The organism is Blastococcus sp. SYSU DS0617, assembly GCF_054051075.1.
The window spans coordinates 178,328-198,376 of record NZ_JBJHAO010000007.1; the positions used below are offsets into that span (position 1 = coordinate 178,328).

Genomic DNA, 20,049 nt, shown 5'->3' on the forward strand with positions numbered 1-20,049 from the left:
CCCGCACGCCTCCGCGCCTCAGGTGGCGGCGCCGGCCGGTGCGCTCGCGTCCGCGGCCGCGGCGTCCCGCTCCGCTGCCCGGGCACGCTGCGGCTCGACGGTGTACCTCGGGTCCTTCGCGCTGGCCATGCCCGCGTCGAAGACACCGAAGCGGGTGAGCGCGGAGCCGGCCGCCAGGAGCGCGCCCCCGAGCACCGCCGGTAGCCGGCGCCGGCCGGCGGCCAGCGTCAGCGCCGTCCCGGCCAGCGTGCAGGCCCGGGCCGTCGTCAGCAACCGTCCGGGACGGCCGGCGCGGTAGGGCTCGCTCACCAGCCCGTGGCCGTGCTCGATCCGGTGCATCATCCCCAGCTCGATCGCCGCACCGGCCACGGCGACCTTCCGGGCCGGCCCTGCTTCCGCGACCGGGGTGCACGCCGTGGCGATGCCACCCCCGGCGGCCATGGCGGAACCGGCGAAGGCCAGCGGCAGTTCCCGGTGCACCTCGTGCCACGAGGGCACCGCGGTGTCGGAGAGCAGCGCCGCCGTGTAGGTGGTCATCGGCCCGCCGAGCACCGCCGCCCCCACCCCGGTGAGCATCCGCAGGCGCGGGAAGCGACCCAGCAGGTGGGCGCCCGCCGTCGCCGTGGCGAGAGCGCTGAACGGCGCCAGGATCCAGGACCCCACCGACAGCGGCGACGTCGGCTTGAGCACCCGCAGCATGTAGAGGAACCGCGCCGGCCGGCCCAGGTCGTGGATGAGGAAGGCCACCGACGAGAGCGCCCCACCCCCGGCGGTCAGGTGCGCGGCCCGCGCGAGGCCGGGGCGGCCGGTCAGTTCGGCCATCGTGCCCAGCAGCGCCGACGAGCCGGCCGCCCCACCGAGGAAGAGGTACAGCGGCACGTCCGGGGTCTTCCACACCGGCGGCTTGATCACCGGCCGCCCGTAGTAGGAGGTGAACTCCGCCTCCCCGACCACCGATTCGCCGGGGCGCGGCGGCCGGCTCCCCGAGCGGCGACGTCGCTCCCGGTCCTGAGCCGGTGGCCCGTCCGCCCGGCGCCACCCCGCCCCGGGAAGGCCGTCGGCCGCCGTCACCGGCGTCGCCCGACGAACGCCGACGCCACCACGCCGACCACCATCGCCGCGCCGGCAGCGACGTGCCGCCACATCGACGGCAGGTCGCGGGTGGTCACCACCGGGTCCGGCGGGAGGCCGTACACCTCCGGCTCGTCGAGCAGCAGGAAGAAGGCGCCCGCGCCACCGACGCCGTCGTCCTCGTCGCGCCCGTACAGCCGGGCGCCCTCGACCCCCTTCTCCTGCAGCGCCGCCAGCCGGGCGTCGGCCCTCGCCCGGAGCTCGTCGAGGTCGCCGAACTGGATCGACTCGGTGGGGCAGGCGCTCGCGCACGCGGGCTGCAGCCCGTCGCCCAGCCGGTCGTAGCAGAGGGTGCACTTGAAGACCCGGCCGTCGTCCTGTCGCTTGTCGATCACGCCGTAGGGGCAGGCGGGCACGCAGTAGCCGCAGCCGTTGCAGATGTCCTCCTGCACCACGACGGTGCCGAACTCGGTGCGGAAGAGGGAACCGGTCGGGCAGACGTCCAGGCAGGCGGCGTGCGTGCAGTGCTTGCAGACGTCCGAGCTCATCAGCCACCGGATCTCCCGGTCGGCCGACTGCGTCTGCTGCGGCGCGCTCTGCTCGGCCGTGGTGGCCGACGCCGGCACCTGCGAGTGGACGACGGGCGGGTCCTCCAGCGGCCGCTGACCGCCGACCGTCCCCGGCGCGCCCACGGTCGGCATGGGGAGGTCGACGGCGCGGCTCTGCTCGACGAAGGCCACGTGCCGCCAGCTGTTGGCGCCGAGCAGGCCGGTGTTGTCGTACGACGCCCCGGTGAGCCCGAGCTGCGCGCGGTTGCCCTCGGCGTCGTCCATCGGGAGCGTGTTCCACTCCTTGCACGCCACCTCGCACGCCTTGCAGCCGATGCACACCGACGTGTCGGTGAAGAAACCGACCCGTGGCGGGTGGTCGTCGGCGTACCCCCGGTCGCCGGCCACGTCGGGGACCGGGCCGAACAACCGGTTGTGCGGGTCGTCGCCGGAGAAGGCGGTGCTCGCCGAGCTGACCGTCGTCATGACTGCTCCTCGATGGGCGCACGCCCGTTGTGGCCGAGCAGGCCGCTGCGCACCCCGGCCCGGCGGCGGTGGTCCTCGACGAACTCGACCAGCGCCGGCCCCCGGGGCCGCCGGCCGGGCCGGATGTCGCAGGTGGCGACCTTGGACTCCTGGATGTGCACGTTGGGATCCATCACCACGCCGAGCAGCTCGTTCGCCGAGTCGCCGGTCGTGATGCCGTTCTGGCCCCAGTGGTACGGGAGGCCGATCTGGTGCACCTCGCCGCCGGCGATCCGCAGCGGGCGCATCCGCTCGGTGACCAGGACCCGGGCCTCGATGGCGTTGCGCGCGCTGACCAGCGTGGCCCAGCCCATGTGCTCCAGCCCCCGCTCGGCGGCCAGCTGGGGGCTGACCTCGCAGAAGAACTCGGGCTGCAGCTCGGCGAGGTAGGGCAGCGTACGGCTCATCCCGCCGGCGGTGTGGTGCTCGGTGAGCCGGTAGGTGGTGACGACGAACGGGTAGACGTCGTTCATCGCCGGGTTGGCCCGGTTCCAGGCTCCCCGCAGCTCCTTGCGCGCCGGGTTGGCCTGCCGCTCGTACAGCGGGTTGGGCACCGGTGACTCGGCGGGCTCGTAGTGGGTCGGCATCGGCCCGTCCGCCAGCCCGGCCGGCACGAACAGCCACGCCTTCCCGTCGCCCTGCATGATGAACGGGTCCGTGCCCGCCAGCGCGTCCTCGGCCGTGGCGCCCTCGGGCGGGACGTAGTCGGGCCGCTTGGTGGCCTGGAAGTCCGGGACGTCGGGCCCGGTCCACGTCCCGGCGTCCTCGTCCCAGTACACGTACTTCTTCCGCTCGCTCCACGGCCGGCCATCCGGATCGGCCGAGGCGCGGTTGTAGAGGACGCGGCGGTTCATCGGCCACGCCCAGCCCCACTCCGGCGCCACCAGGTCCTGCTCGGTGTGCGGCTTCTTGCGGTTGGCCTGGTTGATCTCGTCGGCGAAGACGCCGGAGTAGATCCAGCAGCCGCAGCTGGTCGAGCCGTCGTCCGCGAGCTCGGTGTAGCCCGAGACCGCCGTGCCGTCCGGCCCTGTCCCGCTGATCTCCCGGAGCACCGCGTGCGCGCTGGGCTCGTCGTGCGGGCCATGGGTCGGGTAGTCCCAGGTGAGGTCCAGGATCGGCCGGTCCCGCGGGTCGGTGGACCCGGCCAGCTTCTCGCGGATGATGCGGCCCAGGTGGAAGTAGAACCACAGGTCGCTGCGGCAGTCCTCCTGCGGCTCCACGGCCTGGGAGTGCCACTGCAGCAGCCGCTGGGTGTTGGTGAACGAGCCGTCCTTCTCCACGTGCGCCGCCGCGGGCAGGAAGAACACCTCGGTGGGGATCTGCTCGGTCACCAGCTCACCGGTCTCGATCTCCGGACCGTTCTCCCAGAACGTCGCCGACTCGATCATCTGCAGGTCCCGGACGACCAGCCATTCCAGGTTGGCCAGGCCGAGCCGGGACATCTTCCCGTTCGCGTTGCCGACGACCGGGTTCTCCCCCACGAGGAAGTAGCCGGGGACGGTGCCCTGGATCTGCTCGGCGATCGTCGTGTAGTTGCTGTGGTCGCCGGTCAGCCGGGGCAGGTGGTCGAAGCAGAAGTCGTTCTCCGGCTGCGCGGCGTCGCCCCACCACGCCTTGAGCAGACTGACCGCGTACGTCCGCATGTTGCCCCAGTAGCCGACGGAGCCCGATGCCTCGGCGACGAAGTCGTCCAGGTCGCGGTCCTCGCGGGCGTGCGGCATGGGGATGTAGCCGGGGAGGATGTTGTAGAGGGTGGGGATGTCGGTCGAGCCCTGGATGCTCGCGTGCCCGCGCAGCGCCAGGATGCCCCCGCCCGGCCGGCCCATGTTGCCCAGCAGCGCCTGCAGCACGCTCGCGGCGCGGATGTACTGGACACCGACGGTGTGCTGGGTCCAGCCGACCGAGTAGACGAAGGCGCTGGTGCGCTCGCGGCCGGAGTTGGCGGTCAGCGCATCCGCGACCTTCCGGAACACCGCCGGTTCGATGCCGCAGACCTCCTGCACCATCTCCGGGGTGTAGCGCGCGTAGTGCCGCTTGAGCACCTGGAAGACGCACCGGGGGTGCTGGAGCGTCTCGTCGCGGCGGGGCTTGCCGGCGATGGGCAGGCCGCCGCTGCCCGACTGCTCCGAGCCGCCCTCCGCGTGCTCCTCCGCGTCGGCCTGCCGCGCGGCGGAGACGCCGGACGCGCCGGGTTTCGGCGCCTGGCGCTGCCCGGCCGCGGCGGCGACCTCCGTGCCCTCGTACTGCCACGTCCTCTCGTCGTACTGCCCCTGCTCGGGGTCGTAGCCGGAGAACAGCCCGTCGAGGTCCTCGGTGTCGCTGAAGTCCTCGCGCAGGATGGCCGCCGCGTTGGTGTAGGCGGCGACGTACTCCCGGAACTCCAACCCGTTGGACAGCACGTGGTTGATCAGCCCGCCGAGGAAGGCGATGTCGCTGCCCGCGCGCAGGGGGACGTGCACGTCGGCCAGCGCACTGGTCCGGGTGAACCGCGGGTCGACGTGGATGACCGTCGCGCCCCGCGCCTTGGCCTCCATCACCCACTGGAAGCCCACCGGGTGGGCCTCGGCCATGTTCGAGCCCTGGATGACGATGCAGTCGGAGTTGGCCAGGTCCTGCTGCGGCATCGTCGCGCCGCCGCGTCCGAACGAGGTCCCCAGACCGGGGACCGTGGAGGAGTGCTATATGCGGGCCTGGTTCTCGACCTGCACCGCGCCCAGCGCCGTGTAGAGCTTCTTCATGAGGTAGTTCTCCTCGTTGTCGAGGGTCGCCCCTCCGAGGCTCGCTATCCCCATGGTGCGGTTGACGCGCTTGCCGTCGACCTCGTCCTGCCACGTCTCGCGACGGGTGCGGATCACCCGGTCGGCGATCATGTCCATCGCCGTGTCGAGGTCCAGGTCCTCCCACTGCGTGCCGTGGGGCCGGCGGTACCGGACCTTCGTCTCCCGCGTGGGGCTGGTGACCAGGCTCTTGCTGGCCGCCCCCTTGGGGCACAGCCGGCCGCGGCTGATCGGCGAGTCGGGGTCGCCCTCGATCTGGGTGACCCGCTCGTCCTGGACGAAGACCCGCTGGCTGCAGCCCACCGCGCAGTAGGGGCAGACGCTCTGCACCACCCGGTCGGCGGTGGCCGTGCGCGGCGTCAGCTCCCGGGTCCGCTTGCTGCGGACCGCCTCACCGCGGCCGAGAGGATCGTCCCCGGTGAGCTGCCGGAACACCGGCCACGCGTCCAGCCAGGTCTTCATCAAGCCTCCCGCTGACCTCCGCCCGCGAGGGACGGGACGACGGCGTCAGGCACGGGTCCCGGTCGCACTCGTGCGCTCCGCCGGCTGCCACGTCCGACCCTAGCCACCGCCCCCGGGACGTGCACCTCCGCGCTGCGCCGTCGCCCACTGGCCGGTCAGGGGGTCCTCCCCGAGCATGGGAGCGATGAGCGGGAAGCCGGATGCCGTCGTCGTCGGTGCGGGGCCCAACGGGCTGGCGGCGGCCCTGCGGCTGGCGGCCGCCGGGCTGCGGGTGCAGGTCGTCGAGCGGAACGCGCGGCCCGGTGGCGGGCTGCGCACGGCGGAGCTGACCCGGCCGGGTTTCGCCCACGACGTGTGCGCGTCGGTCCACCCCATGGCCGCCGCGGCTCCCTTCTTCCGCGAGTTCGACCTCGCCGCCCGGGGAGTGCGGCTGCTCTCGCCGGAGGTCCCCTACGCGCACCCCTTCGACGGGGGGCGCGCGGCGGTCGTCCGTCCGTCGCTGGAGGAGACCGCGCAGGGCTTCGGACCGGACGGCCCCGCCTACCGCCGTCTGCTGGGCCCGCTGGTCGAGCACGGGGACACCGTCGTCGACTACGTCCTGGGCAGCGCCTTCCGCCGGCTGCCCGGCCGGGGACTCCCCGCGCTGGCCTGGTTCGCCGCCAACGGGCTGCCGGACATCGGCCGGCTGACCCGGCTCTGGTTCCGCACCGAGGAGCCCCGTGCCCTGCTCGCCGGCGCCGCGGCCCACGGGATGCTGGACCTGGACCGGATGATCACCGGAGGGCTCGGGGTGCTGCTGGGCATGCTCGCCCACCAACGCGGCTGGCCGCTGGTGGAGGGCGGGTCGCAGCGCCTCGCCGACGCCATGGTCACCGCTCTGGAGGAGCAGGGCGGCGAGCTGGTCACCGGGCACGAGGTGACCGATCTGCGGGAGTTCGACGGCGTGCCCGCCGTCCTGCTCGACACCACGCCGGCGGCGTTCGTCCGGATGGCCGGGGACCGCGTGCACGAGGGCTACCGGCGGTGGGTGGGCCGGTACCGCGGCGGACCCGGGGTGTTCAAGGTGGACTGGGCGCTGTCCGAGCCGGTGCCCTGGACCAACCCCGACGTCCGCCGCGCCGGCACGGTGCACCTGTCGGGGACCCTCGAGGAGACCGTCGCCGCCGAGTCCGCGCCGGCCGAGGGGCGGCACGTCGAACGGCCGTTCGTACTGGCCGTGCAACCGACCGTCGTCGATCCGGGCCGGGCACCGGCCGGCGGCCACGTGCTCTGGGCCTACGTGCACGTGCCCCGGGGATCGGAGGTCGACATGACCGAGCGGATCGAGGCGCAGGTGGAGCGCTTCGCCCCCGGCTTCCGCGACACGGTCCTCGACCGGCACACGATGGGCCCGCGGGAGCTGGAGGCGCACAACCCCAACTACGCCGGCGGTGACATCTCCAACGGGCTGGCGTCCCTGTGGCAGATGCTCGCCCGGCCGGTGCCCCGCTGGAATCCTTACCGCACGCCGCTGCCGGGCGTCTTCCTCGCGTCGGCGGCCACCCCGCCCGGGCCCGCCGTCCACGGGATGTGCGGGGACAACGCGGCGCAGGTGGCGCTGCGCGACGTCTTCGGGGTGCGCACGGCTCCGCCGCTGCTGCCCCGGACCGCCTGAGCAGGGGCGACGCCGCGCTCAGCGCGGCACGGCGTCCAGGGCCGGCCGGGACCGGGCAGGCATGGGCGGGACCGGCGGCTGCTCGTCCCGGGGCGCCGACCGGACCAGCCGCAGGACCAGCACGACGGCGGCCAGCAGGTAGACGGGCGTGCCCGCGGCCCACAGGACGGCGCCCGCCACCTGCTGGTCGGCGACGGGGTCGAGGCCGTGCTCGGCCGCCCTCCCGACGTACACGCCGTACCAGGGGCTGGACGAGAGCATCATGACGCCGCCCAGCACGGCCTCCCCGAACGCCGGGACGAGCACGGCGACCAGCCCCGCCACCAGGTGCCCGAGGCGCCGCCGGGGAACGCGCAGCACGCACCACCAGAACGCGACCGCGGTGAGCAGGAAGGTGAGGTGCTCGGTGACGTGCACGGCGTCCGAGCGCACGGCCGCCTCGTAGGCGCCCGGGAGGTGCCAGAGGAGGACGACGCCCAGGTAGGTGCCGGCCGCGCCGAGGACGACGGCGGGATGGCGGGCGCGCCGGACCACCGCCGACCACGGCGGCACGACGACGGCCCGGGCGCGGGCCGGGAGCGCGGTGAGCACGCGCGGCACCGGGTCCGCGAGCACCAGCAGCGGGGCCGCCACGACGGTGAGCAGCAGGTGCTGGACCATGTGCGCCAGCAGGGAGTCCTCGGCGAGCCGTTCCAGCGGTGACGCCAGCGCGACGCCGAGGGCGGTCAGACCGAGCAGCCAGGCCAGGCCGGGCCCGACGGCGGCCCAGGGCGACCGGCGGCGCGGCGCGGCGCGGACCAGCAGGCACAGGTAGGCGACGGCGGCGTGGACCAGGACCACGAGCGTGAGGAACTCCCCGTACCCGCTCGTCCCCAGCGGATGGGCCAGGAGCTCCACCGGTCCCGGGCCGCCCGTCACCCGCCGGGCCCGTCGACGACGTCCAGGACCGTGTGCATGCCGGCGCTGTGGTGGCCGGTCACGGTGCACCACAGCTCGACCCGCTCCTCGGCGGCCACGTCGAAGCCGAGTTCGGAGGTCTCGCCGGATTCCAGCACCGGCGTGACGGCCCGCTCCTCGGTGCCCACGCGCACGGCCAGGTCGTGGGGAGCGGCGCCGGCGTTGGTGACGACGAGCCGGACGGTGCCCGCCACCAGGGCGCGGCCCTCGGTGACGATCTCCCACTCCGTCAGGCCGACGCGCTGCTCGGCGGCCGGCGCCACCGGGGCGACCTGCGCCGGCGCGGTGGCACAGCCGGCGACGGCCAGCGCCACCGCCAGCCCGGGGAGCAGCCGGCCCGGCCGGGGCACGCGCCCGCTCACGGCACGTCCAGCAGGTTCCGGACCGCCGGGGCGGCGGGGTGGTCCGGCGCGAGCTCCAGGAAGCGCCGCAGGGTCGCCCCGGCGTCGCCGTCGCCCAGCTCGTGCTCGGCCGTTCCCAGGAGCAGCAGCGCCTCGGGATGGTCCGGGGCGGCCGACAGGACCGCCTCCAGCAGGGGCACCGCCTCGCCCGGACGGTCGTCGCGGACCAGCGCGAACGCCAGGGACATCACCGCGGCCAGGTCCTGCGGTCGCTCCTCCAGCACGGCCCGATAGGCGGTGACCGCCTCGGCGAGGCGGCCCTCGTCCTCGAGGGCCGCTGCCTGGCGGAGGAGTTCGTCGGTGACGTCCGGACCCACCGCGGCGGACGCCTCCGGGGGTTCGGCACCACGCGGGACCGCGGCGAACGCGACGAGAGCGACGGCGCCCGCCACGGCCAGCACGACGGCCGGCACGACGACCGCCGCCCGTGGGCGACGCCGCACTGCGCCGGTCACGGTCCCCGCACCGGCTCCGGGGGCTTCGGCCGGCCCCGTCGCCCCCCGCCCGTCGCCCTGCCCGTCCACCGGCCCGGACCCCAGCCGGAGGATCTCGGCCAGGAGCTGGTCCTCGACCTCCGGCGCCGCCGTCGTCCGCCCCGCGTCGGAACGGATGTCGTCGAGCAGCTGCAGGGCGGCCTCCAGCCGCTCCTCGTCCCCGGATCCGCTCAGCCGGTCCGGGTGCCGGGCCGCCGCGGCCACGACGGCCTCCGCGCGGCTCCGCTGGTCCTCGGTCAGCGACGGCCGGCCTGAGGGTCGCCGGCGCGACACCAGGAGACCCACGGCGACCACCCCGCCCACCAGCGCCGCTCCGGGCAGCACGACCAGCGACCACCCCACCCCCTCCCGTGGGGGGTCGAGCAGGATCCACTCGCCGTACCGCTCGACGAAGTAGCTCCGGATCTCGTCCGGGCTCTCCCCTGCCGCCACGCGCTCGGCGATGACCGTGCGCATCGCACGGGCCGCCGGTGCCGCCGAGTCCGCCGCCGACTCACCCGCGCAGGTGGGGCAGCGCAGACCGGTCGCGACATCACGGGCGGTCGCTGCCGGATCCCTGGTGCCGGACGTGTCCTGCCGCCACCACAGCGCGGCGACCAACGCCGCCACCGCCAGCACGACGGCGAGGACCCGGAACCGGCTCATCGTGCCCGCTCCAGCAGCGGGAGCACGTCCTCGGCCAGCCATGCGGAGGTGACCGGGCCGAACCGCTTGGCGACGACGGTGCCGTCGCGGTCGACCACGAAGGTCTCGGGGACGCCGGTGGTCCCCCACTCCAGGGAGAGCCGGCCGTCGGCGTCGACGACGCTGGGGAAGGACACTCCCCCGAGGCCCGCGAGGAACTCCCGCGCGGCGTCGTCCTCGTCGTTCACGTCCACGCCGACGATCCGCAGCCCCTGCGGTGCCCACTCCCGCGCCGTGGCGTCCAGGAGGGGCATCTCCTCCCGGCAGGGCGCGCACCAGGAGGCCCAGACGTTCACCAGGACCACCGATCCGCGCAGGTCCGCCAGGTCGACGTGGCCACCGTCGAGGGTCGGCCCGGACAGCACCGGCGCCGGCCGGTCCACGACCGCCGAGGGGGCTGCTCCGCTCGACCGGTCCAGCGCCAGGGCGAGCGGCACGGTCAGGGCCGCCGCGACCAGCAGCGCGGAGGCGAGCAGCAGCCAGCGGCGGGAGCTCATGGGCGCCCCGCGCCCATGAGCGGCCGGTCGTCCGCGGGCGCCGGCTCCCCGCGCGCACGACGACGGGCCGGCCACCCGGCGACCAGCGCACCCGCGGCCATGATGCCCCCGGCGGCCCACAGCCAGGACACCATCGGATTCACCGCAATCCGGACCAGGGCCCAGCCACCATCCGCGTCGACCTCCGTGACGGTGAGGTAGACGTCGCCGGCGGGCGTGGACCGGATGGCCGGTGAGGCGACCGTGATGCCGTGGGCGGGGAAGGTCCGCAGCTCCGGGGTGACCGTGCCGCGCCGGCTCCCGGACTCCGCCAGGGAGAGCTGGGCCACCACGCGCATCTCCTGCGCCGTGCGCTCGCGGTCCACCGCGTCCAGCCGCGCCGTCCAGCCGGCCGCCTCGACGCTCTCGCCGACCGCGATGCGCTGCTCCACCGCCGTCTCGTAGGAGGAGGACGCCGCGATGGCCACCGCGGCCACCGCCACCCCGACGTGCACGGTGAGCCCGCCGTACAGCCGTCGCCTCCGTCGCCCGGCCTCCACGACCGCCCGAGGCCAGGACCGGCCGGTGGCCTCCCGGACCACCCGGGCGCCCTGGCCGACCAGCTGGAGCGAGGTGGCCAGGACGAAGCAGGCGAGACCGAAGGCGGCCAGCGGCGCCGCGCCGTGGACACCCAGCAGGACCAGACCGGTGACCGCGACGACCGAGGCGGTGGCCGGCATCGCCAGCCGCCGGGCCAGGGAGGGCACGGAGTCGCTCCCCCAGGACACCACGGGGCCGATCGCCATCAGGAGCAGGACGGCGAGCGCCAGCGGCACCGCCATCCGGTTGAAGTAGGGCGGGCCGACCGACACCTGGCGGCCGTCGGCGAGCTGGGCGAAGACCGGGAACAGGGTGCCCAGGAGGACGACGAAGGCCAGCCCGACCAGCAGGACGTTGTTGCCGAGGAAGACCGTCTCCCTCGACAGGCCGGCGCGCAGGGTCCCCTCGGGACCGAGCCGGTCCGCGCGCCACACCAGCAGCACCGCCACGACGACCAGCACCACGGCCAGGAAGCCCAGGAGCAGGGCGCCCAGGGACGACCGGCTGAAGGCGTGCACGCTGTCGACGATCCCGCTGCGGGTCAGGAACGTGCCGACCAGCACCAGCACGAAGCCCGCCACCGCCAGGCACAGGTTCCACACCCGCAGGGTCGCCCGCCGTTCCTGCACCATGGCCGAGTGCAGCAACGCCGTGGCGGTCAGCCAGGGCAGCAGCGACGCGTTCTCCACCGGGTCCCAGGCCCAGTACCCGCCCCACCCCAGGACGGCGTAGGACCACCAGGCGCCGAGCACGATGCCCACGGTCAGGAACGTCCAGGCCACGAGGGTCCAGCGGCGGACGGCGAGCAGCCAGCCGCGCCCGGTGTCCCCGGTGACCAGTGCGGCGATCGCGTAGGCGAAGGGCACCACCAGACCGACGTAGCCGAGGTAGAGCAGCGGGGGGTGCACCCCCATCAGCGGGTTGTCCTGGAGCAGCGGGTTGGGCCCCGGCCCGTCCGCCGGCACTGGGGACACCGGCTCGAACGCGTTGCCACCGAACAGCGCCAGCGCGAAGAAGAAGGCGGCGACCACCGCGAGCGTCACCAGGACCCAGGGGTGCTGCCCGGACGCACGTGGGTCGGGGCGGCGGGCGACCGCCGCCGTGTAGCCGCAGAGCACGACCAGCCACAGCAGCAACGACCCCTCGAGGGCCGACCACAGGCTCGTGACCGTGTAGTACAGCGGCACGGCCCGGCCGCCGTTCTCCGCCACGTAGCGCACGCTGAAGTCGTGCGTGAGCAGCGCCCACTCCAGGACGACGACGGCCGCGACCGCCGCCCCGAGGGTGGCGTAGGCCAGCTGCCTGGCCGGTCCGGTCGTCCCGCGGCCGCCCGCGACGCCGGCCCAGACGCCGGCCGTCGTGACCGCCAGGACGAGTCCCGAGGCCAGCGCGGCCGTGCCGAGGAGCGACGTCATCCGGGCTCCTCCACCGGCCGGTACTCGTTCGAGTGCTTGACCAGGACGAGGTCACCGGCGAATACGCCGTCCGGGCGGAGCCGGCCCTCGACCACCGCGCCCTGGCCCTCGGCGAAGACCGCCGGCAGCGCCCCGACGTAGACCACCGGGATGTCGGCGACGCCGTCGGTGACCGTGAACCGCGCCTCCGCGCCCACGCGGTCGAGCGATCCGGCGAGGACCAGGCCGCCCAGCCGGAGACGCTCGTCCTCGTCCGGCGGCTCCGCCAGCAGCTCCGTCGGCGTGCGGTAGTAGACCAGGGTGTCGGCCAGTCCCCCGGCACCCAGCAGGGCGAGCGCACCGGCCACCGCCCCCACGACCACCAGGAGACGCAGCGACAGCGTGCGACGCCGCGTCGCCGGGTGGCTCATCGACCGCTCCGCCCCAGTCGGGTGGCCCACAGGTAGCCCGCCCACACGACCAGCGTCAGCAGGTACCCGACGACGACTGCCAGGTCCCCGCTCACCGGCCCGCCCTCGGCGCCACGGTGATGACCGGCGGGGTGTGGCCGCCGGGGGGACCGGCACCGAGGGCCGGCTCCACGGCCCGGTGCACGTCCAGCTGGGCGACCCGGCGGCGGACGACGAGCAGCGCGGCGAGCGTGAACGCCAGGACCCCGGCCGCCAGGGCGGTGGCCATCGTGCCGTCGATCGGCGGGCTCCCGTCGGGCCCGAGCACGGTGGGCGGCTGGTGGAGGGTCCGCCACCACACCACGGAGAAGTGCACGAGGGGGACGTTGAGGAAGGCGACGATGCCGATCGCGGCCGAGCGGCGGGCCGCGACCTGCGGGTCGTCGGCCAGCCGCCGGACGCCGAGGTAGGCGAGGTACACGAGCAGGAGCACCGCCGTGGTGACCAGGCGGGCGTCCCAGGTCCACCAGACGCCCCAGACCGGGCGCCCCCAGAGCATGCCCAGGCCGATGGCGAGGGCGGTCAAGCCGACGCCGAGCTCCGCGGCCGCCTGGGCGTACCGGTCCCAGCGCAGGTCACGGCGCAGGAGGTACGCGGCGCTGCAGACGAGCACCGTCGCGAACGCCAGGTAGGCGACCCACGCGGCGGGGACGTGCACGTACATCAGCCGCTGGGCGCTGCCCTGGACGGCGTCCTCCGGAGCCACGGCCAGCCCGAGGACCAGCGCCCCTGCGGCGGCCAGCAGGGCGGCGGCGGCCAGCAGCCTGTCGCCGCTTCGCGACGTCGTGGGCACGCGGTTCACCTCCTGTCGACCAGCCCCCGACCGGGCAGGCTCGGGAACAGTTGGCTCAACGGGACCCGGCCAGCCTCTCACTCCTCGACGAGCGAGGGGAACACGGCCCATGCGGCCGCCACCGCGACCAGGTCGTAGGCGGCCAGCAGCACCAGCCACGGCAGCGGCGAGTCGGCGACGGCGGCCTGCGTCCCGGCGAGGAGGGCGGGCAGCCCGGCCGGCAGGACGAGCGCGGCCAGCAGGCCCGCGCCGCGGGTGGAGGCCGCCAGCAGCGCGCCGAAGACCGTCCCCGCCGCCGCGACGCCCGCCAGCCCCAGGACCGCTGCGGCGCACCCGGCGAGCGTCAGCGGCCCCTCCATCAGGAGCAGCGCCAGCACGCTCCCGGTGACCCACGTGGCCGCCAGCGCCAGCCACAGCACGGTGGCCTTCGCGAGGAAGAGCGCCCCGGGTGGCACGAGCCCGCGCAGGAGGTCCCAGCAGTCGTCGTCGCGCTCGGCCGCCGCGACGAGCCGGGCCAGCGGCACGGCGGCGGTGAGGACCAGGAGCCAGACGAGGCCCGGCGCCGACCGGCGGAGATCGGCGGGGTCGGGCCCGAACACCAGCCCGCCGAGGACGACCCCGGCGGCCACGAACGGCAGCACCGAGGCGAGTGCGTCCACCCCGCCCAGCGCGATCCGCGCATCCCGCCGGACGACGACGGCCACCAGGCGCAGGGTGCCGGCGCGCGCGGGCCCCGGCGCCGGGCGCGAGGGGCCGCTCACCCGGTCACCGTCGCGACACCCGACGCCATGACGAGCCACGCGTCCACCGGGCCGGCGTCGTCCAGGTCCGACCCGGCGATCAGGACGGCGGTCCCCCCGGCGGTCAGGGTCTCGACGGTCCGCCACACCGCGGCCCGGCCCGCGGCGTCGAGGTGCTCGAGCGGCTCGTCGAGGCAGAGCACGGCCGGAGCGACCACGCGGGCCACGGCCAGGGTCACCCGCGCCCGCTGGCCGGCCGAGAGCCGTCCGGTGTCGCGCTCCCGCAGCTCATCAGCGAGGCCGCAGTCCGACAGCGCCTCCGCGGCGGTGGCTGCCGGGGCCTCGCGACCGGCCAGGGCGGCGGCGAAGGCCACGGCGTCGACCGCGCGCTGGCCGCGTCGGGCGCCCGCACCCGGCCGCAGGTACAGCGCCGGGCCGGCCACCGACCGGGACCCCTCCGTCGGTTCCAGCAGGCCGGCCGCGATCCGCAGCAACGTCGTCTTGCCCGCGCCGTTCCCGCCGCTCACGGCGCAGACCGTGCCGGGGGCGAGCCGCAGGGTGAGGGGCGCGAGTGCCGTCCGGTGCCCGTAGCGATGAGCGACCCGGTCCAGTTCCAGCGCGCGGGACGTCGTGGCCCCGGAACGGCCGGATGCGCTGGTGGACGGGGTCATCGTGGACAGGATCGTGCCACCACGGGCCGGCGCCCGGAGTTGTGCGGTCGAGTACACGCACTAGGGTCGGGAGGACCGCGGGGAGCCGCCGGGGGCGACCCGTTCCATCCGCCACGGGGGGTCGGGTCGTGCGCACGCAGCTCCCCCCGGTGGCCGCACCGGGCGGCGGCCCGGTGCTCGACCCCGTGGGACCGGAAGCGGCGCAGATCGCCGGCCTGACCTGGTTCATGATCGCCCTCGGCGGCCTGCTCTGGCTCGCCACGGTCGTGTTCCTGGTGCTGGCGCTGCGGCACCGTGCGCGCCGCGCACCGCGGGAATCGGAGCACGGCGCCAAGGCCTTCATCGCCGTCTGGGGCGTGATCGTGCCGCTCGTCGTCCTGCCCGCCGTCTTCGCCTACAGCCTCGTCGTCGGGGTGGACATCTCCCGGCCACCACCGCCCGGCGAGCTGACGGTGGAGGTGGTCGGGCACCAGTTCTGGTGGGAGGTCCACTACCCCGAGGCCGACGTCGTGACGGCGAACGAGATCCACGTCCCGGTCGGCCGCCCCGTCCGGCTGGAGATGACGTCGGCGGACGTGATCCACAGCCTCTGGGTCCCCCAGGTCGCCGGCAAGCTCGACCTGCTGCCCGGCCGGACCACCACGCTGTCCTTCCAGGTCGACGAGGCGGGGCGGTACCTCGGCGAGTGCGCCGAGTTCTGCGGCATCCAGCACGCCCGCATGCAGTTCGTCCTCGTCGCCCAGGAGGAGGAGGAGTTCGGCGAGCACCTGCTCGCCCTGCAAGCGGCCACCGCGGAGCCGGACAGCGACCTCGAGGAGGCCGGCCGCGAGGTGTTCCTCGCCGCGGGCTGCGGCCAGTGCCACCGGATCGAGGACGTCAGCGAGGGCGACGACCTGGCACCGGACCTGACCCACCTGGCCTCCCGCGACACGATCGCGGCGGGGATGCTGGAGAACACGCGGGGGAACCTGGCGGGCTGGATCCTCGATCCACAGGGCCTCAAGTCCGGCGTGCGCATGCCGCCGAGCAACCTCTCGGGAGAGGACCTGCAGGCGCTGCTGGCCTACCTGGAGAGCCTCGAATGACGGCCCTGCAGGATCCGCCCGCCACCGAGGACCGGCTCGCCGCCACCTGGGCGACGCCGCCGGGCGCGGCCGGCTGGTTCACGGCGCTGAACCACAAGCAGGTGGGCCAGCGCTTCCTGATCACGGCGTTCGTCTTCTTCGCCCTGGGCGGCATCCAGTCGGTGCTCATGCGCTGGCAGCTCGGCAGCGCCGAGAGCACCTTCCTCGATGCGCAGACCTACAACGAGCTGTTCACGATGCACGGCACGACGATGATGTTCCTCTTCGCCGTGCCGGTGGGCGAAGCGTTCGCGATGTACTTCCTGCCGCTGCTGCTGGGCACCCGGGACCTGCCCTTCCCCCGGCTGACCGCCTTCGGCTGGTACATCTACGTGCTCGGCGGCATCTTCCTCTACAGCAGCTTCCTGTTCGGGCAGGTGCCCGACGGCGGCTGGTTCTCCTACACCCCGCTGACCGGGCCCGAGTACTCCCCGAGCTCCTCGATCGACTTCTGGCTGCTCGGCGTGACGTTCGTGGAGATCGCGACCATCGCCGGGGCGATCGAACTGGTCGTGCTGATCCTCCGGTACCGGGCGCCGGGCATGAAGATCAGCCAGATGCCGCTGCTGGCATGGAACGTGCTGGTCACGGGGATCGCCGTCATCTTCGCGTTCCCGCCCCTGGTGGTCGCCAGCGTGCTGCTCGAACTCGACCGCAAGATCGGCACGCACTTCTACGATCCGGGGGCCGGCGGCGACTCCCTGCTGTGGCAGCACCTCTTCTGGTTCTTCGGCCACCCCGAGGTCTACATCATCCTGCTGCCGGGGCTGGGCATCGTCTCCACGATCGTGCCCGTCTTCGCCCGCAGCCGGATCGTCGGCTACAGCCTGATCGCCGTCTCGACGGTGGCCATCGGCATCCTGTCGTTCGGCGTGTGGGTGCACCACATGTTCGTGACCGGGATCCCGCAACTGGGGCTCGCCTTCTTCTCCGTGGCGAGCCTGTTCATCCCGATCCCGAGCGCCATCCAGGTGTCCGCGTGGATCGCCACCATCTGGCAGGGGCGGGCGGTGTGGAAGACGCCGATGATGTACGTCGTCGGCTTCATCGTGATCTTCGTCCTCGGCGGCGTCACCGGGGTGATGGTCGCCTCGGTCCCGTTCGACCAGCAGGCCCACGACAGCTACTTCGTGGTGGCCCACTTCCACTACGTGCTCATCGGCGGGATCCTCTTCCCGGTGCTGGCCGCCGTCCACTTCTGGATGCCCAAGATGACCGGCCGGCTGCTCGACGAGCGCATCGGCAAGACCGCGTTCTGGCTCACCTTCGTCGGGTTCAACGTGACGTTCTTCCCGCTGCACATCACCGGCCTGCAGGGCATGCCGCGCCGGGTCTACACGTACGCCGAGGACACGGGGTGGGAGACCACCCAGGCGATCGCGACCGCGGGCACCGTCGTCCTCACGCTGGGCCTGCTCATGACGCTGGGGAACGTGGTGCGGTCGGCGCGCTACGGCGAGCGTGCCGGGGACGACCCGTGGGGCGGGGAGACCCTGGACTGGTGGGTGACCTCACCCCCACCGGCGTACAACTTCCGCGCCATCCCGGAGGTCGCCAGCCGCTCGCCGCTGTGGGACACCCGGCCGTTCCGGCCGAGGTACGACCCGGCCACCTGGCAGGACGAGCTGCGCGAGCCGCGCACTCCCGTGCGCCAGGTCGTGCTCACCAGCATCCTGGACGCCGCTCCGGAGGAGCTGGTCACCCTGCCGCAGAAGTCGTGGTGGCCGCTGCTGATGGCCGGCGCGCTCACCGTCGCCCTGATCGGCACGATGATCGACGTCTACCCCGTCGCGCTCACCGGCGTCCTCGTCGCGGTCGTGATCGGCGTGGCCTGGGTCTGGAACAGGCAGGACCAGCTGTGAGGACCAGCGGACACGCCGGGGACACCGCGCCCCGCCCCGCCCCGCACATCGCCCGGGGCACGGGGTGGTGGGGGATGCTGCTGCTCCTCCTCGTCCTCGTGTCGATGCTCGCGGCGCTGGAGTTCGCCTACTTCTACCTGCGCGACGGATTCGACACCTGGCCCCCCGAGCCGGCGCCCGAGCCCGCACTGGGGCTGACCGCGGTGGCCACGGGGCTGCTCCTCCTGAGCGCCGTTCCGGTGGCCGCGGTCCACCTGTCCGCCCGGGCGGGCCGGGCCGCCGGCCGGGTCCCGGTCGCGCTCGGCGCGGCCGTGGCCCTGGGGGTGGGGTTCCTCCTGGTGCAGTACGCCGACTACGGCGCGAACGACATCGACCCGCAGCGCGACGTGTACGGGTCGCTCTTCCTCGCCCTGGCCGGCTTCCACCACGTCAACGCCGCCCTGGCCCTGCTCGGGCTGGGCATCGTGCTGTTCCGCGTGCGGACGGACAGCATGCGACCCCGCGAGCAGGAGATGGCGGTGACGGCCGCGCACTACTGGTACTTCGTCGTCTGGTCCTGGCTTGTCATCGCCGCCACCCTCTACCTGACACCGAGGTTCTGGTGACGGCCGCGACCCCGGAGACCAAGCGCCCTGCCGGCCGCCCGATCCTGTTCTGGTTCGGCGTGGGCGGCGGCACCGCGGCCTGGCTGCTGCACCTGCTGATCGGCTACTGGTCCATCGAGGCGGCGTGCCCCACCGAGGGCCCGGCGCTCCCCGCCTTCCTGGTCGTGCTGACCGTGCTGCTGACCGGGGCCGCCGGTGCGGCCACCTGGGCGTCGTGGTGGGCGATGCGGCACCTGCCGCCGCAGTACGAGTCCACCGCCGTCCCCGGACCGGAGCCCCGGCCGCTGCTGCCCTGGCGGCGCCGCGACCCTGCCGGGGCGCCTCCCGCCGGCGCCTGGGACCCCGTGCCCAGCCCCGCCCGCAACCGGATGCTCGCCCTCACCGGGCTCACCATGAACCTGCTGGCGGTCGGCCTGATCGTGCTGGCGCTGCCGCCCGTCCTCGCGTACGGACCGTGCTGGTGACCGGGGGACGGCGGGAGATCCGGCCCCGGCTGGCCGCGGCGCTCGTGGCGGTCACGGCCGGGCTGACCGCCTGCGCCGACGCCACCGGTGAGCCGCAGGCGTCCGAGGACCGCGGGCGGGAGCTGCTGCGCGAGTACGGCTGCGCGTCCTGCCACCAGGTGCCGGGGGTCGCCGGGCCCCAGGGGCGGGTGGGCCCGCCCCTCGGGACCCTGGTCGAGCGGCGCACGATCGCCGGCACGCTGCCGCACACGCCGGACAACCTGCGGCTCTGGATCCAGGAGCCCCAGGACGTCGACCCCGGCAACCTGATGCCGGACCTGGGGGTGACCGACGAGGACGTGGACGCCATCGTCGCCTACCTGTACTCCCTGGACGCGCCGTGAGCGCCCGCCGCGTAGCACCGCGCTGGGTGCTCGTGCTGGCGCTGGTCCTGGCCTGCGCGGGCCTCACGCTGGTGACCGCGCCGGTCGAGGCCGCCCCCGCCCCGACGGCGACCGAGGAGATCGTGGACGGCGGCACGGTCTACCAGCGGTTCTGCGGCATCTGCCACAACAACGACGGCAGCGGCATCCCCGGCACCGGCGTGGAGGCCGGCCCCGACCTCCGCGGGCTGCCGGTGGCCTACGTCGACCTGGTCATCCGGACCGGCCGGATGCCGATCCTGCACCGGGAGGTCGGGGCCGTCGAGGAGCAGCTCTCCGCGGAGCAGCGGGAGGCCGTCGTCGACTGGATGACCGCCGAGTTCGGGCTCGAGGGCGGCGTCCCGGAGGTCGGGGCCGGCGACCCCGGTCGCGGCCAGCCGCTCTGGCTGACCAACTGCGCCCCCTGCCACAGCGCCGCTGGGAGCGGTGGCATCTCCGCCGACGGCACGGTGGCCCCGGAGGTCATCGGCATCGACCCCACCGCGATCGTGGAGGCGCTCCGGGTGGGCCCGTTCGAGATGCCGCGGTTCGGGGACGAAGTCCTCAGCGAGCAGGACGCCGACGACATCGCCGCCTACGTGCAGGACCTCTCGGACGCCGACACCACGCCGCTCGGGCTCTCGGACGTCAGCCGCGTCTACGGGGGCGTCTTCACCGGCCTGATCGCGCTGGCGGCGGCCGGCGCGCTGGTGCTCGTGGTCCGCGTCGGCCGGCGGTCGGCACCGGAGCCGGCCGGCAGCACACCCTCGGACGAGGAGGACAGGGAGGACCCGCAGCCGTGACGGCCACGGAACCCCGCCCGCGGTCGCGCACGTCGTCGCGGCGCCGGCCCGTCGTCCTCGGGGCCGGCGCCGC

18 protein-coding genes and 1 pseudogene are annotated in these 20,049 nt (G+C 74.6%); 7 read left to right on the forward strand and 12 right to left on the reverse strand.

What is annotated here, in order from left to right; translation table 11 throughout:
- Window positions 1-18: 18 nt before the first annotated feature.
- The 3 genes and pseudogenes from nrfD to fdh form a co-directional block, all read right to left on the reverse strand.
- Window positions 19-954 carry an NrfD/PsrC family molybdoenzyme membrane anchor subunit gene (gene nrfD / locus ACI793_RS10505; RefSeq protein WP_456606317.1) on the reverse strand — a complete coding sequence of 312 codons (936 nt, stop codon included), beginning with the start codon at window positions 952-954 and terminating at the stop codon, window positions 19-21.
- Window positions 955-1,067: 113 nt separating this feature from the next.
- Window positions 1,068-2,105: a 4Fe-4S dicluster domain-containing protein gene (locus ACI793_RS10510; RefSeq protein WP_456606318.1), complete on the reverse strand. Its 1,038-nt coding sequence runs from the start codon at window positions 2,103-2,105 to the stop codon at window positions 1,068-1,070.
- Window positions 2,102-5,383: pseudogene (fdh, locus tag ACI793_RS10515) on the reverse strand (formate dehydrogenase). The gene ACI793_RS10510 and the pseudogene fdh overlap by 4 nt, the downstream one beginning before the upstream one ends.
- A gap of 184 nt (window positions 5,384-5,567) precedes the next feature.
- Between fdh and ACI793_RS10520 the strand changes: the two are divergent.
- Window positions 5,568-7,037: a phytoene desaturase family protein gene (locus tag ACI793_RS10520; RefSeq protein ID WP_456606319.1), complete on the forward strand. Its 1,470-nt coding sequence runs from the start codon at window positions 5,568-5,570 to the stop codon at window positions 7,035-7,037.
- 18 nt (window positions 7,038-7,055) lie between these two features.
- On the opposite strand, the gene ACI793_RS10525 is transcribed toward ACI793_RS10520, so the two are convergent.
- From ACI793_RS10525 to ACI793_RS10565, 9 genes are all read right to left on the reverse strand, one after another.
- Window positions 7,056-7,934, reverse strand: a complete 879-nt coding sequence (locus ACI793_RS10525) for a cytochrome c oxidase assembly protein (protein WP_456606320.1) — start codon at window positions 7,932-7,934, stop codon at window positions 7,056-7,058.
- A gap of 17 nt (window positions 7,935-7,951) precedes the next feature.
- Window positions 7,952-8,356, reverse strand: a complete 405-nt coding sequence (locus ACI793_RS10530) for a hypothetical protein (RefSeq protein WP_456606321.1) — start codon at window positions 8,354-8,356, stop codon at window positions 7,952-7,954.
- The gene (locus tag ACI793_RS10535) at window positions 8,353-9,534 is read right to left on the reverse strand and encodes a cytochrome c-type biogenesis protein CcmH (protein WP_456606322.1); all 1,182 of its coding nucleotides are present in this window, start codon (window positions 9,532-9,534) and stop codon (window positions 8,353-8,355) included. Before ACI793_RS10535 ends, ACI793_RS10530 begins: the two co-directional genes overlap by 4 nt.
- Window positions 9,531-10,070, reverse strand: a complete 540-nt coding sequence (locus ACI793_RS10540; RefSeq protein WP_456606323.1) for a TlpA family protein disulfide reductase — start codon at window positions 10,068-10,070, stop codon at window positions 9,531-9,533. The genes ACI793_RS10535 and ACI793_RS10540 overlap by 4 nt, the downstream gene beginning before the upstream one ends.
- A complete protein-coding gene (locus ACI793_RS10545; RefSeq protein ID WP_456606324.1) occupies window positions 10,067-12,064 on the reverse strand; it encodes a heme lyase CcmF/NrfE family subunit in 1,998 nt (665 codons plus the stop codon). The genes ACI793_RS10540 and ACI793_RS10545 overlap by 4 nt, the downstream gene beginning before the upstream one ends.
- Entirely contained in the window at window positions 12,061-12,474 is a 414-nt protein-coding gene (locus ACI793_RS10550) for a cytochrome c maturation protein CcmE domain-containing protein (protein WP_456606325.1), read from the reverse strand. Before ACI793_RS10550 ends, ACI793_RS10545 begins: the two co-directional genes overlap by 4 nt.
- 91 nt (window positions 12,475-12,565) lie before the next feature.
- Window positions 12,566-13,306, reverse strand: coding sequence for a cytochrome c biogenesis protein CcsA (gene ccsA / locus ACI793_RS10555; protein WP_456606326.1), 741 nt, complete (start codon window positions 13,304-13,306; stop codon window positions 12,566-12,568).
- A 77-nt stretch (window positions 13,307-13,383) separates the two neighbouring features.
- The gene (locus ACI793_RS10560) at window positions 13,384-14,067 is read right to left on the reverse strand and encodes a heme exporter protein CcmB (RefSeq protein WP_456606327.1); all 684 of its coding nucleotides are present in this window, start codon (window positions 14,065-14,067) and stop codon (window positions 13,384-13,386) included.
- Window positions 14,064-14,717: an ABC transporter ATP-binding protein gene (locus tag ACI793_RS10565; protein ID WP_456606328.1), complete on the reverse strand. Its 654-nt coding sequence runs from the start codon at window positions 14,715-14,717 to the stop codon at window positions 14,064-14,066. The genes ACI793_RS10560 and ACI793_RS10565 overlap by 4 nt, the downstream gene beginning before the upstream one ends.
- 128 nt (window positions 14,718-14,845) lie before the next feature.
- Between ACI793_RS10565 and coxB the strand changes: the two genes are divergently transcribed.
- The 6 genes from coxB to ACI793_RS10595 are packed head-to-tail and all read left to right on the forward strand — an operon-like array spanning window position 14,846 to window position 19,976.
- Window positions 14,846-15,802: a cytochrome c oxidase subunit II gene (gene coxB, locus ACI793_RS10570; RefSeq protein ID WP_456606329.1), complete on the forward strand. Its 957-nt coding sequence runs from the start codon at window positions 14,846-14,848 to the stop codon at window positions 15,800-15,802.
- Complete coding sequence (gene ctaD / locus ACI793_RS10575) at window positions 15,799-17,703, forward strand: cytochrome c oxidase subunit I (RefSeq protein ID WP_456606330.1); 1,905 nt, start codon at window positions 15,799-15,801, stop codon at window positions 17,701-17,703. The genes coxB and ctaD overlap by 4 nt, the downstream gene beginning before the upstream one ends.
- Window positions 17,700-18,308, forward strand: a complete 609-nt coding sequence (locus ACI793_RS10580) for a cytochrome c oxidase subunit 3 (RefSeq protein ID WP_456606331.1) — start codon at window positions 17,700-17,702, stop codon at window positions 18,306-18,308. Before ctaD ends, ACI793_RS10580 begins: the two co-directional genes overlap by 4 nt.
- Entirely contained in the window at window positions 18,305-18,772 is a 468-nt protein-coding gene (locus ACI793_RS10585) for a hypothetical protein (RefSeq protein WP_456606332.1), read from the forward strand. The genes ACI793_RS10580 and ACI793_RS10585 overlap by 4 nt, the downstream gene beginning before the upstream one ends.
- The gene (locus ACI793_RS10590) at window positions 18,763-19,155 is read left to right on the forward strand and encodes a c-type cytochrome (RefSeq protein WP_456606333.1); all 393 of its coding nucleotides are present in this window, start codon (window positions 18,763-18,765) and stop codon (window positions 19,153-19,155) included. The genes ACI793_RS10585 and ACI793_RS10590 overlap by 10 nt, the downstream gene beginning before the upstream one ends.
- Entirely contained in the window at window positions 19,152-19,976 is an 825-nt protein-coding gene (locus ACI793_RS10595; RefSeq protein ID WP_456606334.1) for a c-type cytochrome, read from the forward strand. Before ACI793_RS10590 ends, ACI793_RS10595 begins: the two co-directional genes overlap by 4 nt.
- Window positions 19,977-20,049: the final 73 nt, after the last annotated feature.

What these genes read in the sequence shown, in the direction of transcription:
- ctaD (WP_456606330.1), top strand. Translation starts at nt 15,799, where the DNA reads ATGACGGCCCTGCAGGATCCGCCCGCCACCGAGGACCGGCTCGCCGCC.
- ACI793_RS10565 (WP_456606328.1), bottom strand. Translation starts at nt 14,717, where the DNA reads ATGACCCCGTCCACCAGCGCATCCGGCCGTTCCGGGGCCACGACGTCC.
- ACI793_RS10545 (WP_456606324.1), bottom strand. Translation starts at nt 12,064, where the DNA reads ATGACGTCGCTCCTCGGCACGGCCGCGCTGGCCTCGGGACTCGTCCTG.
- ACI793_RS10550 (WP_456606325.1), bottom strand. Translation starts at nt 12,474, where the DNA reads ATGAGCCACCCGGCGACGCGGCGTCGCACGCTGTCGCTGCGTCTCCTG.
- ACI793_RS10535 (WP_456606322.1), bottom strand. Translation starts at nt 9,534, where the DNA reads ATGAGCCGGTTCCGGGTCCTCGCCGTCGTGCTGGCGGTGGCGGCGTTG.
- ACI793_RS10520 (WP_456606319.1), top strand. Translation starts at nt 5,568, where the DNA reads ATGAGCGGGAAGCCGGATGCCGTCGTCGTCGGTGCGGGGCCCAACGGG.
- ACI793_RS10540 (WP_456606323.1), bottom strand. Translation starts at nt 10,070, where the DNA reads ATGAGCTCCCGCCGCTGGCTGCTGCTCGCCTCCGCGCTGCTGGTCGCG.
- ACI793_RS10510 (WP_456606318.1), bottom strand. Translation starts at nt 2,105, where the DNA reads ATGACGACGGTCAGCTCGGCGAGCACCGCCTTCTCCGGCGACGACCCG.